The sequence below is a fragment of the Nocardia sp. NPDC005745 genome (assembly GCF_040630775.1).
Taxonomy (GTDB): Bacteria; Actinomycetota; Actinomycetes; order Mycobacteriales; family Mycobacteriaceae; genus Nocardia.
Window position 1 is genome coordinate 110989 of the sequence record NZ_JBEXYF010000006.1, and the last position, 15146, is coordinate 126134.

A 15146-nucleotide genomic window follows, 5' to 3' on the forward strand; every position below is an offset into this window, starting at 1 on the left:
CACCGTGCCGAGTCCATTCCGACCGCCCCAGGGGGTATTCATGTCGACCGTCACCACCGAAACCGAAACCCGCGGCGCACCACCCAGCGGTGCCACACTGCCCGTAGTGCTCGCCGCCCAGTTCGTCACGCCGATGGCCATCGCGGGCACCGCCATCGCCCTTCCGCTCATCTCGCAGGACCTCGGATCGAATCCCGCCGCGCTGCAATGGGTCGTCAACGGATTCAATGTCGCCTTCGCCCTCACCACGCTGCTGTGGGGCGCGGTCAGCGACCGCATCGGACATCGGCGCACCTTCGGGATCGGTACCGCGCTCGTCGTCGCTGGCAGTATCGGCAGCGTCGCCGCACCGAACCTGTTCGTCCTCGACCTGGCCCGCGTCGTCGCGGGCATCGGCGCCGCGGCCATCCTGACCGGCGCCACCGCGCTGCTGTCTGCTGCCTACGAAGGGGCCCGCCGGACCAGGGCGTTCGCCGTCTTCGGCACCGTGAACGGGCTCGGTCTCGCGCTCGGCCCCACCATCTCCGGCATCCTCATCTCACTGCTGGACTGGCGGGGCGTCTTCCTGGTGCACGCGGTGATCCTCGCGGCCGCCGGTGTCGGCACGCGGGTGCTGCCCGCCGCGAAACCCGCTGTCGTCGAACACGGCCCGATCCTCGATCTCGGTCTGCTGCGCAATCGGGAATTCCTCGCCATGTGCCTGGTTCCGGTCGCCGGATCGATCGGCTTCGTCACCCTGCTGACCTACCTGCCTTCGGCGTTGAGCGGCATCACCGACCTCTCGGCGGGCGCGTCGGGATTGCTCATGCTCGCGATGACCATTCCGGTCTTCGTGGCGCCGGTGGCCATCGGCCACCTCGTCACCCGCTTCCCGGCGCTGACCGTCGGCAGGGTGGTCTACCTCGCGCTTGGCGCCGCGATCCTCGGCAACGCCGGTGTGCTCGCGCTCTCGCAGGACCGTTCGGTGGCCTGGATCATCGTGCCGATGGTGTTGCTCGGCCTCGGTTTCGGCCTGCCCATCGGCCTGGTCGACGGCCACGCGCTCTCCGTGGTGCCCGCCGAACGCGGCGGCACCGCCGCGGGCCTGCTGAACTTCTTCCGCATCGGCAGCGAAGCGCTGTTCGTCGCCGGTTACGCCATCGTGCTCGCTGCGGTCGTCGGCACCCGGCTCAGCGGGAAGGCCGCCGACGACACCGCCGCGGGCCAGTTCGGTCATCCAGACGTCTACCGCTCCGCCTTCACCATCACTGTCGGCGTGCTCATCGCCCTGCTCGTGGTGCTCACCATCCTCATCGTCGCGGTGCGCGGCAACGCACGAGCCACCGAGAACCGGGACATCGGTTCCAGTCCAGAAGGAGTCACCTCATGACCCACGCACTCGACGCGGTCCGGGTCGATCTCGACGGCATCGCCAATATCGCGCCGCCGCTCATGATCGAACCACTACCGCAACAATCCACCGGCGGCTTGCCGCAGGTGAAACTGCCCAGCGGCCACACTGCGGTGCACGTGACCACCTACCGCGACGTGCACGCGGTCCTGACCGACCTCAGCTTCGCGCGCGCGGAGACCAACGTCGAGGATGGGCCGAGCTTCCTGCCGACCATCATGCCGACGGAAATGCTGCTCAACCTCGACCACCCCGGTCACGGGCGGCTCAAAGGCTTCGTGGCCTCCGCCTACAGTGCCGCCACCATGGCCAGGCGAGCGCCCGCGGTGCACCGGGTACTCGACGACGCGCTCGCCGAACTGCGCGAACAGCACGAGCGCGGATCGGCCGATCTCGTTCGGGCGCTGCTGGATCCGGTGACCATCGGCGTCAACGTCGACTATCTCGGCATACCGACTGCCGACATCGGTTATTTCCGGCATCTGTCGCGGAAGATGCAACTCGGCGACGGCAGCGATGTGGACAGGCTGCTGGGCGAGTTCTGGACCCTGTTCCACTACATCGAGGATCTCGTCGCCCGGCGGCGTGAGCTGCGGCCCGGACTGATCCTGGACCTGCTCGCGGCGCGCGACTCCGTGTCGCCGCCGGTCACCGACGGGGAGTACGCGGCCATCCTGCTCGGCTCACTGGTCGGCGGCGACCAGAACATCCTGTCGGTGATCACCAAGATCGCCTACGTGGCACTCGCCAGGCCGGAGCTGTGGCAGTACCTGGTGGACAATCCGGACGCCATCCCCGCCGCGGTGGAGGAGTTCCTGCGGTTGCTACCGCTGGGACGGATCTCGACCTTCCCGCGCGTCACCACCCGTGAACTCACGCTGTCGCAGGGGACGCTGAATCCCGGCGACATCGTCTACGCCGACGCGCATTCGGCCAACCGTGATCCCGAGGTGTACCCGGACCCGGCGGTGATCGACCCTGCCCGTAACGGCAAGCGGCACCTGCAATTCGGCTACGGCATGCACCACTGCATGGGTGCGGCCATGGCGCGTATGGAGATCACCGAGGTGCTGCGCAGGCTCGTCACCGAGCTGCCGACGCTGCGGCTCGCCGTACCCGAGGACCGAATCCCTTGGGAAACCGGCATTCTCGTCCACCGGCCGACATCGCTGCCGGTCACATGGTAGCCGGCGCGGCCGGATGACGACCCCTGTCGGCGTCGAGAATCGCCGCCAGCAGGCCGGGAAAAACCTTTTCCATGTCCTCGCGTCGCAGGCTCGTCATCCGGCCGTTGCCGACATCCCGCTGCCGGATCAACCCCGCCTTGCGCAGCACCCGGAAGTGATGCGTGCGCGTCGACGGCGCCCACGGCATCCCGAACACACTGCAGAACTGCTCGGTTCCCTCCGGCTCGGCATACAGTTGCGCGATCACACTGCGCCGATTGTCATCGGCGAGCGCGGCCAGCACCGTTGAGAGATCGAACTCCTCGATATCGGGGTGCCCATCCGCATCGGTCACGACCCACTCCTTTCCACCGCATCAGCCCGCGAGCGGCTGCCGAAGGTATGAAATCTATAGTACCTACGGGTCGGGGTTTCAGACGTGGCGGGTTGGGCCACGATCGTCCTCAATTCGGATACGCTGGCGTTCCAGGAGTCGTTCGTAGATCAGCGCCGAGCTGACCAGCAGGCCTGCATCGTGGGCCTACTCACCGGCTTCTTGGAAAAAGCGAGAAACCCGCGCCGTAGCGCGGGTTTCCGGTCTGTCAGCTCTCAGATGGCGCGGACGCTCTGAGCCTGCGGGCCCTTCTGGCCCTGCCCGATCTCGAACTCGACACGCTGTCCCTCATCGAGGGACTTGAATCCGGAGCCGGAAATCTCGGAGTAGTGAACGAAAACGTCGGGACCGCCACCGTCTTGCGCGATGAACCCGAAGCCCTTTTCGCCGTTAAACCACTTCACACTGCCTTGCGTCATGTACTTTGTATTACTTCCTGTAGTAAGCCGAGCGATCACTTCGACAGCCCGTGCTCACCATCAAGCATGCCACATTCCCAGCTCCCCATCATCATGAGCATGGCCTCACACGCCAACGCCGCGGGCCGACACCGCTCGAGGTCGGCACATACCGGCACCTTGACCGACCGCCGAGCGTTGCCATGCCCAGCGATCACTGGCGACGGCACTCGTGCTCAGCCCAGTGTGAACGTCGCCGTACCCGAGATCTGCTCCATCTCCCTGTTGTTCGAGTCCAGCGCGACGATTCGAGCCTCCACCCGGCCGACGCCCGGCGCCGTGCCGAAACCGACGATCACGCCGTCCGCCGTGTCTTGGACGACACCGTTCACGACGCGGTGCTGCTGCCCGTCCGCGTATCCGGTATCGAGGTTCTTGAAGCGCACAGCAACCTTCCAGTCCGAGCAGCCCTCCCCGGTCTGGGTGACGTTCACCCGCACGCCGAATGTGCCGGCCTTCTCCTGCCGCACGGTGACCGCGTCGATGATCGCGGAGCAGCTGGTCGGCACCAGGCGCGTCAGGGTCGGCGTGAACGGAAAGCCGGGGTCATGCGGTATGGCGGTAGACGGCGCTGCGAACCCGACCATCCCAGCGGCGGTCACCGCTGCGACGACACCGGCGCGAGCCAAAAAGCGTTGCGGCAGCTTGCGATTGAGAGACATGCCCGGTTTGTCGGGTCACCGGCAGCCGGTGTTACAACGTTCCCCTGGCTACGTCCTTGGACCGGTCCGGTCGAGATCCGGTGGCGGGAGCCGGCTCGACCTTCCGGCGGTCAGGAGAGGGCTGGTCCGTTTTCCGGTCGCGCGGGGGCGGCAGCCGGAACAGGCCCTCGAGCCCGCGCAAAGCCTCGGTGTCTCCCGACACCGAGGCGGCACCGGCCTCGATCGCGTCGGCGAAGGACAGACCGTGGCTGGTGACATCGAGGAACGCTGCCCTCGCTGATGGTGATGGTCGCGTCGGGGTGCTGGGCATGCCCGCGTAGCGCCTCGATCGTCCCGTCGTCGATCCGGGCGTGGAAGACCTCGTCATCGATCCGGAACTCGTACACCGCGCGCAGCCCTGCTGCGGCTTCGGCGTCGAAGCAGGCCCGGAGACCGAGCACGGCCCACCCCGGATGGAAGGCCTCGGTCTCGCGCCGTTCGCCCATGGCCCACTTCAGGCCCCAGCGGGCCAGTCCCAGGATCGGTGGTCCGAGTTCCTCGCCGGCCTCGGTGAGGGCGTACGCCGGGGTACGGGCGGGCGGTGGGAGCGTGATCTTATGCGCGAGTCCCTCGCGTTCGAGGTGTTTGAGGCGGGCGGCGAGTAGGCCGGTGCCGAGGCCGCGCAGACTGGTCTGGAGATCGCCGAATCGTTTGGGGCCGGTCAGCAGTTCGCGGATCAGCAGCAGGGTCCAGCGCTCGCCGACGAGGTCGAGGGTGCGCGCGGTCGCGCAGTACTGGTTGTAGGTTGCGCGGGGACGGGGTCCGGCTCGACATGGAAGTCGAGCCCAGGCCGGCGTCCAGCCGCCGACCGTCGGCGACAGCGACGCCCTCAGAGCTGTGCCGCAGCCGATCGGACCTTCGGAATACGCGGTGGTTACTTCTTCCTCAGTCCGTCCAGGGCCCGCTGGGCTTGGCTTCTGGCGATCGTGCCGAGCTCGTCCAGGTCTACCGAGGGCTCGCCGTGCTGGCGCAGGATGGGGATTCGGACTCGCACCGAGACGTTGCTGTCCTGCACACCGACGACGTAGTCCATTCCAGTGGTCTGACTGGAATCCGATACCGCGGTGTGCCAGTAACCCTGGGCGCCGATTCCGGTGATCTCGCCGGAACCCGCCCCGGACCCGGTGGTGGTGTCTTGGCGTTTCCAGTCGTCATAAGCGGGTGCGGCTCCGGCTGTTGTGAACTCGACGCGGAGGTCGATGGCCGCTTGATTCCAGTGGACACCGTCGCTCGCGAGGCTCTTGTAGCTGAATTGGCATGACAGGCGGCCGGTGTCATAGGCGCTCGGCGAGGTTTCGTGATGGTAGGGCGGCTGGTCCGGTGTGGACGACCATTTGTGCAATGGGGCAGGGTCGACCAGATCGCACGCATCGGCGATTCCGTTCATCGAATAGATTCCCGGCTCCGGCTCCGGACGCGGAGTAGTCGTGGCGGTAGATGATGTCGCCGGCGCTCCGGCGGGCCCCTCGACAGCGGCGGACCGACTGCCACTGCCGCCGTCGGCGATGACGATGCCGATCACCACACCGGCGCCCAGCGCAGCCGCCAACGCCACGACACCGGCGGCGATCAGGCCTGGCTTACGATGACCGGCAGGCGAGGACGGGCCCTGCGGAACAAGCGGCGGATATCCACGACCAGGTCGGCCGTGTTCGGTGTCGGGCCGTGTCCAGTCGCCGCTCGCCAAATGTGGTTGCCGCGCAGTGATATCGGAGTCGTCCGGAATGGGGTGGTCGGGTGTGTGCCGCGGGTCTGTCATCTCTCGCAGCCCTTCGATTCCTCGACGTGCTCCCCGTCGAGACTCCTCAACTCAGCGCCGATCGTACTTTGCCGGTGGCCGTATAGTCACCTGACCGTCCTCATCGGCCCGTTCGATTCGATGGTTGCTAGTTCTGTCGCAGTCCGGCCAGCACCTCGCGGGCTTGTGATCTGGCGACCGAATCGAGTTGGTCTCTATCCACCACCGGGGATTCCTTCTCGCGGGAGAGGTCGATCTCCACCCGCACCGCGACACCGCCGTCCCATACGCACATCACATATTCGGCGTCCACGATGCCACCGAAGTTGTCGGCTTCGAACTGCCAGTAACCTTGGGTGCCGATGCCGGTGAACTCCCCGGATGTCACCACCGATCCGTCATCGGCGAGGTCGGCGGCGCTGCGTTTCCAATGGTCGTACGTTCGCGAAGCCGAACCGTCCATGACGTCAGCCCGGACCCTGACCGCCGCGGTGTTCATCGGAAAGGTGTCGTCGGTCGAATTGCCATAGTTGATAGTGCAATTCAGGATGCCGAAGTTGCCGGACGACGCAGTTTCCTCATGTTCGGGATCGCCGAGCGGCGCGGAGGCCCACCTGGTCAGAGGAGTGCGATCGACAAGGTCGCACGCATTGGTGATCGCCTTCATCGAATAGGTCGCCGGTACCAGCGGCGCGGTGGCCGAGGCGCCGGCGGGAACGGTATCGCTTTCTCGATCACGCACGGCGACACCGATCACCACCCCGATCGCCAGCACCATCGCTCCTAGCCCGGCAACACCGGCAACAACCAACCCCGGCTTGCGGCGACCGGCCTGCTGCGTCGGATACGCCTGTAGCAAAGGTTGTTGCGGCGGCCAGTGCCCCCGACCGGCGTGCTGGTGCCCGACGAACGGCTGATCGGAGGACGAAGCCGCCATGTGAGAGTGGACGCCCGAATCCGGAGCCGGCTCATCTGTCGCCGATTCAGGTTGCCGTGCAATAAAAGCGGCGTTGCCCGCCCGCACCTGATCACCCGGATCGTACGGACCACCAGTCATTCCCGTAGCCCCTCCGGTCCTGGACGGACCCCCGCCACGTCGTCGAGTCGGCCTGATCATAACTGTTCGATCGAAACCGGTCGAATACGTCTACCGCTCCTACGAGCAGTCCGCCGCCGGCCCCAAACGGCAACTGCGCGTATTCGGTCCGGCCGAAGCGGGAATGACATTGTGATCGGTTTGGGTTGCGGGTGGGCGCGGTAGGTGCTCGGCTTGGCTGCCGATGGGGTTGATCGGTGTGCTGGCGGGCGGGTTTCGTGGCGACGAGGGTGTTCGCGGACGAGGAGTCGACGCGTCTTCGGGAGCTCCCGGAGATCAGCCGCGAGGAGTTGTTCCGGTTCTTCACGTTGCCCCCCCGGCGGACCTCGCGTTCGTCGCGCCGGGGCGGGGGCGCGGTCCGGGGGATCAGCTCGGCCTTGCGGTGGCGTTGTGCGCGCTGCCGTGGTTGGGTTCGTGCCGGACAAGGTGGTTTCGGATGAAGTGGTGCACGTCACAAGGGTTCGTGTCATGTTTCGGCGGTCCATGGTGTCTTGAGGGCATGACCCAAGAAGGAACTCTCCACAACGTCGTTGTCATCGGTGGCGGCTACGCTGGAACACTCGCGGCCAACCGTCTGCGGATGCGCACCGATACCACCATCACGCTGGTCAATCCTCGCCCGGAGTTCGTCGATCGAGTCCGGCTGCATCAGTTCGTCGCCAGGACCGGCGACGCGACGATCGACTACGGCACGCTGCTCGGCGAGGGCATCCGGTTGGTCGTCGACAGCGCCACGCGCATCGACGTCGCTGCCCGTACGGTGCGGCTGGCGTCGGGTCGCACGCTGGACTACGACCACGTCATCTACGCTGTCGGCAGCACCGCGGCGATACCGGCCGTGCCCGGCGCGGCCGAGTTCGCTTTCCCCATCGCCGAAATCGAGTCCGCGCAGCGGCTGCGCGCCAGACTGGACGAACTGCCCCTCGATGCTCCGATCACGGTGGTCGGTGGTGGGCCGACCGGCATCGAGACGGCCGCCGAACTGGCCGAACAGAAACGCACAGTCACGCTGGTGTGCGGCGGAACCCTGAATCCGTCATTGAGCCCGCGCGGTCGCCGGTACGTCACCAAGTGGCTGTCCCGGCACGGTGTCGCCGTGCTCGGAACCGGCCGGGTGAGCGAGGTCGGGCCGGATGCGGTCGTCTTGGCCGACGGTGCGGTGCGTGCGAGCGCACTCACCATCTGGACCGCGGGTTTCGGCGTCCCCGGATTGGCCGCCGCGAGCGGGCTCCGAACCGACACGCTCGGCAGGCTGCTCACCGATGAGACGCTGACCAGCATCGACGACGACCGCATCGTCGCAACCGGCGACGCCGCCGCACCCTCGGGTCAACCGCTGCGGATGAGCGGCCAAGGCGCCGGGCCGCTCGGAGCGCAGGCCGCCGATACCGTGCTGAGCCACATCGCGGCCACCCAACCCGAGGTGATCGACCTGGCCCTCACCGGGACGTGCATCAGCCTCGGCCGTCGTGTGGGCATCCGGCAGCTCGCCCGCAAGGATGACACCGCGGTGAACCTCTACATCGGCGGCGGCGCTGGCGCCAGGATCAAGGAGCTGACCTGCAAGATCGGGGTCGGGAAGATCCGCCGTGAGGCCCGCAAGCCGGGTTCGTTGCTCTGGCCCAAGGGCGGCCCGCGACCCGCACAGCCCAACTCCTCCGCACAGGTAGTCACCTCCGCATGACGACCGACGAGCATGCCGAACGATTTACCCTGCTGCGGCCGCTGCTGTTCACGATCGTCTACGAAATCCTCGGCTCGGCGACCGAATCCGACGACGTGCTGCAGGACAGCTACCTGCGGTGGGCCCAGGTGGACCTGGCGACGATACGCGACACCAGGTCGTATCTGGCACGGCTGGTGACCCGCCAGGCGCTCAACGCGGTGCGGGCCGGCGCGCGCCGTCGCGAGGACTACATCGGCCCGTGGCTGCCCGAACCGCTGCTTCTCGACGAGAACGAGGCCTCAGCGGATCTGATACTCGCCGAATCGGTATCGATGGCGATGCTCGTGCTGCTGGAAACACTGAGTCCCGACGAGCGTGCGGTCTTCGTGCTGCGGGAGGTATTCGAGTTCGGCTACGACGAAATCGCAGTGACGTTAGGGAAATCCGTGATGACGGTGCGTCAGGTGGCCCACCGCGCCCGCTCCCATGTGCACGCGCGGCGCAAACGTTTCGAGCCGGTCGACGCGGCCGAGATCGCACAGATCACCCAGCAGTTCATGACAGCGGCGACCACCGGCGACACACAAGGACTGCTCGCGCTGCTCGCTCCCGAAGCCACCTGGACCGCCGACAGCGGCGGCAAGGTCACCGCGGCGCGCCGACCGGTAGTTGGTGCCGAGAAAGTGGCCGCGGCCCTGGTCAACATCTTTCACAGGAGGCGACGGGCGTCGGACGTGCGGATCGAGATGGTCAACTACAACAACACGCCCGCGATGCTCGCCTACAGCGGCGGCCATCTGGAAGGGGTCTTCCTGATCGAGATCCTCGACGGCAAGATCACCAACGTCTACGCCATCCGCAACCCCGACAAACTCGCCACCGTCGCGGTTCCGCGCCGGATCAGCCGGTAGTCGACCCGCCGCTGTGAAGTGACCTGCTCGGGCGGGAGAAGGTTCAGCGCACGGAATCGGTATTCCGTAAGCCGTTCCGCTCGAGCCGCACCGTAGCCCTGCAAACGCCGAGTTCCGAGCGAACGAGGTGGCCACTGAGCGAGTGCGCCTCTAAAATAGAGGCATGAATGAAAGTTTGGTTCTTCCCAGCTGGCGGAGCGGCGACATGAAGCGGGTCACGAGTTTGTTGTGCACGGACACGACGTTCTCCAGTCCAGTCGCCGACTACCGCGGACGCGCGGATGTGGCGCACATGCTGGGGTTGATCGCGGCAGTTCTGGAAGGAGTGGAACAGACCGGTAGGTGGGGTGGCGAGCGGGATCGCTTGTTCGCGTTCACCGCTCGGGTGGACGGCCACGAGCTGCAGGGCATATTGCGAGAAGAGTTCGCCACCGCGGGTGGGCTCGAACACGTGACGCTGTTATTGCGGCCCTATCGCGTGCTGCGCACGGCAATCGCGAAAATGGCGCAGCAGCTGAAGGTTTCGCCGTTGCCCGGGCAATCGGCATAGTGGTGGAAGCCACGGCTCCGCGCCCGGGGCGTCCGGTTCGAGGGTCGACGTCCGGGCGACCGATCATGGCCCTGTTCGACCTGATCGGGCGGCGGTGGATGTTGCGGATCATTTGGGAACTCGACCGAGCCGATCATCCTCCGACCTTCCGGGAGCTGCGGACGGCGTGTGGCGACATCTCGTCGAGTGTGCTCACCCGGCGGCTGCACGAGCTCGCCGAAGCGCGCATCGTCGAACACGTCACCGGTTATGCGCTTACACCGCTCGGCCGCGGGCTCGTCCGCCATCTCGAACCGGTCACCGAGTGGGCGGAAACCTGGGCAGAGCAACTCCATTGATACCGCCGTACCGCATGGAGACTTCGACCGCGGCGTACGCGGGGACTACACATCGTGCTCGCGTGCTCCTTCGCGGAGCGAGCGTGAGTGAGTTCATAGAGCGCGCGCCACATTCGCAAGTAGGTTCTGGAATATGGATAACGACGGACCCAGCCGGACCGCGCTCCTCACCGCGTACGCCCGCGCCTATCACCAGATCGCTGACCGACCACAGATCTTCACCGACCCCTTGGCGGCCCGTCTGCTCGGCGTCACCGCAGACGAACTGGTCGAATTGGGGACGCCCACAACCAATCACCTCGGTGACGGGGCCGGCGATCGTCCCCGCCGACTGTTTTTCGCCGCACGCGCGCGCTTCGCCGAGGACGCCGTGGCCACGGCCATCGCCGCTGGTGTGCGGCAGGTCGTGATCCTCGGCGCAGGTTTGGACACCTTCGCCTATCGCAATCCGCTCCCGGACTTGCGCGTCTTCGAGGTCGACCATCCCGCCACCCAAGCGTGGAAACGCGAACGCCTTACTGCCGCCGGAATCGACCTCCCTGAGACGTTGACCTTCGTGCCGGTCGATTTCGAAACCCACACGCTGGCAGAAGGATTGGAATCCACCGGATTCAAACGGACGGACCCGGCCGTATTCGTGTGGCTCGGCGTCGTCTTCTATCTGACTCCGAACGCCGCCCACGCCACTCTCGAATACATCGCTGGTCAGGCCCAGCCGGTCGAGGTGGTCTTCGACTACCTGCAGCCCGCGGACAGCGACGAGGACCGTGCGCACCAGCAGGCCCGTGCCGATCGGCTGGCCGGTGTCGGCGAACCCGTGTTCAGCTACTTCACGCCCGACGACATCGCCGCGCAGCTGCGCGCCCTCGGCTTCACCGACCTCGAAGACCACTCCGCCCCCGACCTCGTCACCCGCTACCTCGACGGATCCGAAGGATTCGGAGGCGAACCGCCCCGCGCGCTACGCGCGATCCGCATACTGCGCGCGAGCCGCTGACGATTGCCCGCCGCGTCGACCAGCACCATATCTGTCGCGACGGCTGGCATCTCCGGCATCAGCCTCGCGACGGCGTCTTCCTCCGCGCGCAGGCGCGCGATCGCCAGGTGCGGCCGTTTTGTCGTTCTCACCGACCGGATCGCAGCTCGTGGTCGGCACCGCGAACGGACAGGCACGGCTGCTGGACGCCAGCAGCCGTGAGCAGCTTCGGCTCCTGGCTTCGACGGATCTGCCGGGCCCGGTAACGGCCGCAGCGTAAGACCTTGGCAGTCGCCGGCGAGGGATCGGCCGAGCTCTGGCCGCCCCCGAGAGGTCTGGGTGACGCTCCGACGGCCAGACTGGCAGCACCCGGCGAAATCCGTTCGCTCACCTTCTCCGGGGATGCGCAGAACCTCATTGTCACCGACAGCTCTGGAACGGTGCAGACCTGGCGCATATTCACCCGCGGCGGCTGACAGCGTTGGTGTTCGGCTGGCGTGGTGCACAATCGGGCGTATGACACGATCTCTTCCCGAGGGCGAATCGCTTCTGGTGCGTACGGACTTCACCGACGACGTGGCGTGGTCCCAAACCCTCGCGGCGGTCATCGCGTCCTACGACGAAGACACGATGACAGAGCTGACACCCGTCGACGACGTGTCCTTCGAGGGGCTGACCCCTGCCGACCTGGCTGATCTGGTCGATGGCCGAACCTATGTGTTCCTCGCCGACGCCACCACGATGACCGCCCCCGAGCATCCACTGCTGGCGGTCGATACCAGCGACGCGGACGCCCGAGGTGACGGCAACCCGGTGTTCCGGATCGCGCCGATCGCGATGGCCGAGGTCGAGGTCAACTTCTTGCTCGCCAATATGGACTTCGAGGACTACGCGGGCGGCGTCGACGACGACGGTGTTTTCCGCGGCTTCGATCGGTGAACGCGGCCGGCTTCGTGGTCGGCCACAGTTCCATCTCAGTGGAGCTATGGATGGACGGAAGGGCAGCGAGGGTAGCCCTGTTTGGGGAAGGCAGACGCTGGTCGCGGCGATGATGATGGATTGGTGGCCAACACACGAGCAAATGATCTCGGCGGGTTTCTGCGCAGCCGCCGCGAACGACTGACTCCTCTGGAAGCGGGCATCGAACCCGGCGCTACCCACCGGCGAGTCCCGGGGTTGCGCAGGGAGGAACTAGCCGAGCTGGCGGGGGTCAGTGTGGGCTACTACACGCGACTCGAACAAGGGGTCAGCGATAGCGCGTCCGCCGCCGTGATCGACGCGTTGGCCGCGGCGTTGCGGCTCGATTCTGCCGAGCATGAGCATCTGCGCATTCTCGCTGCTCCGAGACGCCCGATTCGCTCTCGTTCCCGCAGGAGCAGACTGCGGCCCTCGATACGGGAGTTGCTCGCCGTCATCCCCGGAATACCGGCGATCGTAATCGACCACCGTGCCGACATCCTGGCGTGGAATCGCCTCGGTCACGCTCTCCTGGCCGCCCATGTCGACTTCGATGCCCCGGACACGAGGATCCGGCCGAACATCGCCCGAATGCTGTTCCTCGACCCCCATCACCGCGCGCTGTATTGCGACTGGCACGCCAAAGCGCAGGTCACAGTCGCGGCACTGCATCATGCGGTGGCGCGGCATCCGGGCGACCACCTGCTCGAACAGATCGTCGGCCGGCTTGCCGTCGACAGCGCGGAGTTCGCGAGAATGTGGGCGCGGCGCCCCGTCCAAACGTGCTCTTACTACGTGCGCGAGCTCGACCATCCGCTGGTCGGCCGAGTGACACTGGCGAATGAGACAGTGACCCTGACTGCTGACGACCAGCAGATCGGGCTGTTCTACGCGCGTCCGGGAACATCCGATGCCGACGCGCTCACCCTGCTGACGCAGAGCCTCGAGCCCAGCCTCGCACCGGCAACAACCGCGTCTCGGAAGGAGAACCCACTGTGAGAATCATCGTTGTCGGCGGCGCGGGCACCATCGGACGACGGTTGGCGCCCGCGCTGCGATCGCACGGCCATGACGTTGTCGTGGCCGGACGCACCTCTGGTGATGTGCGTGTAGATCTGACCTCACACGAAACCATCGAGTCCATGTATCGCGAGGTCGGGCCGGTCGACGGCGTCGTGAGCATCGCAGCGCATGGTGCGCTCGACGAGTTCAGCACGCTGACAACGGACGCGCTGTGCCACAACATGCGAGCCAAGTTCTTCGGGCAAGTCGATCTGGTCCTCACGGGGCAGCATCACTGTGCCGACGGTGCGTCCTTCACCCTGACATCCGGCATTTTCGCCGACCAACCGTGGCCGCACGTCACTGGCGGCGGCGTCATCAGTGGCGCCTTACACAGCTTCGTCCTCTCGGCTGCGATAGAGCTACCGCGGCGTATGCGGATCAACGTGGTGAGCCCCACCATGATCGCTGATTCCGTCGACGCCTTCGCCGGAGACTTTCCCGGTATGCGTCCGGTGCCGATGGACGAACTGGTCGACCACTACCTGCGCTGCATCGAAGGCAACGACACCGGCGGTGTCATCCGCGCATACGGATGACGCTCTATCCCATTCGAGCTGTATCCCCGCTGCACCACTCGCTCACCTCAGCGTCTTCAGTGCCGCCGCGTCGTACGGCTTCAACTCGTCGATCCGCCCTGCCAGCACCTTGGAGGCCCACTCCGGGTCCTGGAGCAGGGCACGACCGACGGCGACCAAGTCGAATTCTTCGCGCTCCAGGCGATCGAGGAGGTTGTCGATGCTGCCGAGTTCGGCGCCCTCACCGGTGAACGCGCGGAGGAAGTCGCCGTCGAGGCCGACCGAGCCGACGGTGATCGTGGGCTTGCCGGTGAGCTTTTTGGTCCAGCCTGCCAGGTTCAGGTCCGAGCCGTCGAACTCCGGGAGCCAGTAGCGACGGGTGGAAGCGTGGAAGGCGTCTACGCCGGCTGCGGCGAGCGGAGCAAGGATCGCCTCCAGGTCCTGCGGGGTCTCGGCGAGCCGCGCGTGGTAGTCCTCCTGCTTCCACTGCGAGTAACGGAAGATCACCGGGAAGCCGGGCGAGACGGCGGCACGGACCGCGGCCACGACCTCGGCGGCGAACCGTGTGCGGGCCGCGGTGTCGCCGCCGTAGGCATCGTTGCGGCGGTTGGTTCGCGCCCACAGGAACTGGTCGAGGAGATAGCCGTGAGCACCGTGCAGTTCGACGCCGTCGAAGCCGATGCGCTCGGCGTCCGCCGCGGCCTCGGCGAAGGCGCCGATGACGTCGTCCAGGTCACCCTGGGTCATCGCCTTACCGAGACCCTCGGTGCCGTCGAGGCGAATACCGGAGGGGCCCACGGCGGGCGCATCGGGGTAGGGTGCGTCGCCCTGGTTGCGGACCATGCCGATGTGCCACAGCTGCGGCATGATCGTGCCGCCTGCCGCGTGTACGTCCTCGGCGACCTTCGCCCACCCCGCCAACTGCTCTTCGCCGTGGAATCGTGGCACCCGATCACTCTGCCCTGCGGACTCGTGGCCGACGTAGGTGCCCTCGGTGATGATCAGGCCCACGCCGGCGGCGGCGCGGCGGGCGTAGTACGTCCGCACGTCGTCACCGGGAACGCCGTCGGGGGAGAACATGCGCGTCATCGGCGCCATCACGATGCGGTTGGGGACGGTCAGGCCGTTCAGCGCGACGGGTCGGGACAGGATCTCGGCTGTGCGAGAGGCGTCGGACGCGGTGACGATCACTGAATACTCCTCGGGGGTACGAGTGCGATGGTTG

18 protein-coding genes and 2 pseudogenes are annotated in these 15146 nt (G+C 66.5%); 12 read left to right on the forward strand and 8 right to left on the reverse strand.

The features are described from left to right. Positions 1-40 precede the first annotated feature (40 nt). Positions 41-1369 carry an MFS transporter gene (locus tag ABZ420_RS08750; RefSeq protein ID WP_357119044.1) on the forward strand — a complete coding sequence of 443 codons (1329 nt, stop codon included), beginning with the start codon at positions 41-43 and terminating at the stop codon, positions 1367-1369. After that, positions 1366-2577, forward strand: coding sequence for a cytochrome P450 (locus tag ABZ420_RS08755; protein ID WP_357119047.1), 1212 nt, complete (start codon positions 1366-1368; stop codon positions 2575-2577). Before ABZ420_RS08750 ends, ABZ420_RS08755 begins: the two co-directional genes overlap by 4 nt. Here ABZ420_RS08755 and ABZ420_RS08760 read toward each other — a convergent pair. The 4 genes from ABZ420_RS08760 to ABZ420_RS08775 form a co-directional block, all read right to left on the reverse strand. After that, positions 2567-2911 (reverse strand): helix-turn-helix transcriptional regulator, encoded by a 345-nt coding sequence (locus ABZ420_RS08760; RefSeq protein ID WP_357119050.1) that lies wholly within the window; start codon positions 2909-2911, stop codon positions 2567-2569. The genes ABZ420_RS08755 and ABZ420_RS08760 overlap by 11 nt on opposite strands. 254 nt (positions 2912-3165) lie before the next feature. Continuing rightward, complete coding sequence (locus tag ABZ420_RS08765) at positions 3166-3369, reverse strand: cold-shock protein (protein WP_040871014.1); 204 nt, start codon at positions 3367-3369, stop codon at positions 3166-3168. Between the two features lie 215 nt (positions 3370-3584). Next, on the reverse strand, positions 3585-4070 hold the full coding sequence (locus tag ABZ420_RS08770; RefSeq protein WP_357119053.1) for a hypothetical protein: 486 nt from the start codon (positions 4068-4070) through the stop codon (positions 3585-3587). A 31-nt stretch (positions 4071-4101) separates the two neighbouring features. Continuing rightward, complete coding sequence (locus tag ABZ420_RS08775) at positions 4102-4380, reverse strand: hypothetical protein (RefSeq protein WP_357119056.1); 279 nt, start codon at positions 4378-4380, stop codon at positions 4102-4104. Between the two features lie 40 nt (positions 4381-4420). Here ABZ420_RS08775 and ABZ420_RS08780 point away from each other — a divergent pair, with 40 nt between their 5' ends. Beyond that, the gene (locus ABZ420_RS08780) at positions 4421-4714 is read left to right on the forward strand and encodes a hypothetical protein (RefSeq protein ID WP_357119059.1); all 294 of its coding nucleotides are present in this window, start codon (positions 4421-4423) and stop codon (positions 4712-4714) included. Here ABZ420_RS08780 and ABZ420_RS08785 read toward each other — a convergent pair. From ABZ420_RS08785 to ABZ420_RS08795, 3 genes and pseudogenes are all read right to left on the reverse strand, one after another. Then, positions 4613-4960, reverse strand: a pseudogene (locus tag ABZ420_RS08785) (helix-turn-helix domain-containing protein); the annotation flags it as partial. The gene ABZ420_RS08780 and the pseudogene ABZ420_RS08785 overlap by 102 nt on opposite strands. A 23-nt stretch (positions 4961-4983) precedes the next feature. Next, positions 4984-5664, reverse strand: coding sequence for a hypothetical protein (locus ABZ420_RS08790; RefSeq protein WP_357119062.1), 681 nt, complete (start codon positions 5662-5664; stop codon positions 4984-4986). Positions 5665-5995: 331 nt separating this feature from the next. Then, a complete protein-coding gene (locus ABZ420_RS08795; protein WP_357119065.1) occupies positions 5996-6871 on the reverse strand; it encodes a hypothetical protein in 876 nt (291 codons plus the stop codon). A gap of 290 nt (positions 6872-7161) precedes the next feature. On the opposite strand from ABZ420_RS08795, the pseudogene ABZ420_RS08800 reads away from it, so the two are divergent. From ABZ420_RS08800 to ABZ420_RS08840, 9 genes and pseudogenes are all read left to right on the forward strand, one after another. Then, positions 7162-7378: pseudogene (locus ABZ420_RS08800) on the forward strand (DUF4158 domain-containing protein); the annotation flags it as partial. A 64-nt stretch (positions 7379-7442) separates the two neighbouring features. Beyond that, positions 7443-8627 (forward strand): FAD-dependent oxidoreductase, encoded by a 1185-nt coding sequence (locus ABZ420_RS08805; protein WP_357119068.1) that lies wholly within the window; start codon positions 7443-7445, stop codon positions 8625-8627. Beyond that, positions 8624-9520, forward strand: coding sequence for an RNA polymerase sigma factor SigJ (gene sigJ, locus ABZ420_RS08810; protein WP_357119071.1), 897 nt, complete (start codon positions 8624-8626; stop codon positions 9518-9520). Before ABZ420_RS08805 ends, sigJ begins: the two co-directional genes overlap by 4 nt. Before the next feature lie 163 nt (positions 9521-9683). Continuing rightward, positions 9684-10070 (forward strand): hypothetical protein, encoded by a 387-nt coding sequence (locus tag ABZ420_RS08815; protein ID WP_357119074.1) that lies wholly within the window; start codon positions 9684-9686, stop codon positions 10068-10070. 65 nt (positions 10071-10135) lie between these two features. Beyond that, positions 10136-10408 carry a helix-turn-helix domain-containing protein gene (locus ABZ420_RS08820; RefSeq protein ID WP_357119077.1) on the forward strand — a complete coding sequence of 91 codons (273 nt, stop codon included), beginning with the start codon at positions 10136-10138 and terminating at the stop codon, positions 10406-10408. A gap of 133 nt (positions 10409-10541) precedes the next feature. Beyond that, positions 10542-11405 carry a class I SAM-dependent methyltransferase gene (locus ABZ420_RS08825; protein WP_357119080.1) on the forward strand — a complete coding sequence of 288 codons (864 nt, stop codon included), beginning with the start codon at positions 10542-10544 and terminating at the stop codon, positions 11403-11405. Between the two features lie 495 nt (positions 11406-11900). Then, the gene (locus tag ABZ420_RS08830) at positions 11901-12323 is read left to right on the forward strand and encodes a hypothetical protein (RefSeq protein WP_357119083.1); all 423 of its coding nucleotides are present in this window, start codon (positions 11901-11903) and stop codon (positions 12321-12323) included. A 123-nt stretch (positions 12324-12446) separates the two neighbouring features. Beyond that, positions 12447-13340: a helix-turn-helix transcriptional regulator gene (locus ABZ420_RS08835; RefSeq protein WP_357119086.1), complete on the forward strand. Its 894-nt coding sequence runs from the start codon at positions 12447-12449 to the stop codon at positions 13338-13340. Then, positions 13337-13942, forward strand: a complete 606-nt coding sequence (locus tag ABZ420_RS08840; RefSeq protein WP_357119089.1) for a short chain dehydrogenase — start codon at positions 13337-13339, stop codon at positions 13940-13942. Before ABZ420_RS08835 ends, ABZ420_RS08840 begins: the two co-directional genes overlap by 4 nt. Before the next feature lie 42 nt (positions 13943-13984). Here the strand turns inward: ABZ420_RS08840 and ABZ420_RS08845 are convergent, their stop codons facing one another. Next, a complete protein-coding gene (locus ABZ420_RS08845; RefSeq protein WP_357119093.1) occupies positions 13985-15112 on the reverse strand; it encodes an NADH:flavin oxidoreductase in 1128 nt (375 codons plus the stop codon). Positions 15113-15146 lie beyond the last annotated feature (34 nt).

Coding starts and splice junctions, on each gene's coding strand:
- ABZ420_RS08775 (WP_357119056.1), bottom strand. CDS start 4,380: ATGCCCAGCACCCCGACGCGACCATCACCATCAGCGAGGGCAGCGTTC.
- ABZ420_RS08825 (WP_357119080.1), top strand. CDS start 10,542: ATGGATAACGACGGACCCAGCCGGACCGCGCTCCTCACCGCGTACGCC.
- ABZ420_RS08750 (WP_357119044.1), top strand. CDS start 41: ATGTCGACCGTCACCACCGAAACCGAAACCCGCGGCGCACCACCCAGC.
- ABZ420_RS08765 (WP_040871014.1), bottom strand. CDS start 3,369: ATGACGCAAGGCAGTGTGAAGTGGTTTAACGGCGAAAAGGGCTTCGGG.
- ABZ420_RS08770 (WP_357119053.1), bottom strand. CDS start 4,070: ATGTCTCTCAATCGCAAGCTGCCGCAACGCTTTTTGGCTCGCGCCGGT.
- ABZ420_RS08805 (WP_357119068.1), top strand. CDS start 7,443: ATGACCCAAGAAGGAACTCTCCACAACGTCGTTGTCATCGGTGGCGGC.
- ABZ420_RS08815 (WP_357119074.1), top strand. CDS start 9,684: ATGAATGAAAGTTTGGTTCTTCCCAGCTGGCGGAGCGGCGACATGAAG.
- ABZ420_RS08755 (WP_357119047.1), top strand. CDS start 1,366: ATGACCCACGCACTCGACGCGGTCCGGGTCGATCTCGACGGCATCGCC.
- ABZ420_RS08830 (WP_357119083.1), top strand. CDS start 11,901: ATGACACGATCTCTTCCCGAGGGCGAATCGCTTCTGGTGCGTACGGAC.
- ABZ420_RS08820 (WP_357119077.1), top strand. CDS start 10,136: ATGGCCCTGTTCGACCTGATCGGGCGGCGGTGGATGTTGCGGATCATT.
- sigJ (WP_357119071.1), top strand. CDS start 8,624: ATGACGACCGACGAGCATGCCGAACGATTTACCCTGCTGCGGCCGCTG.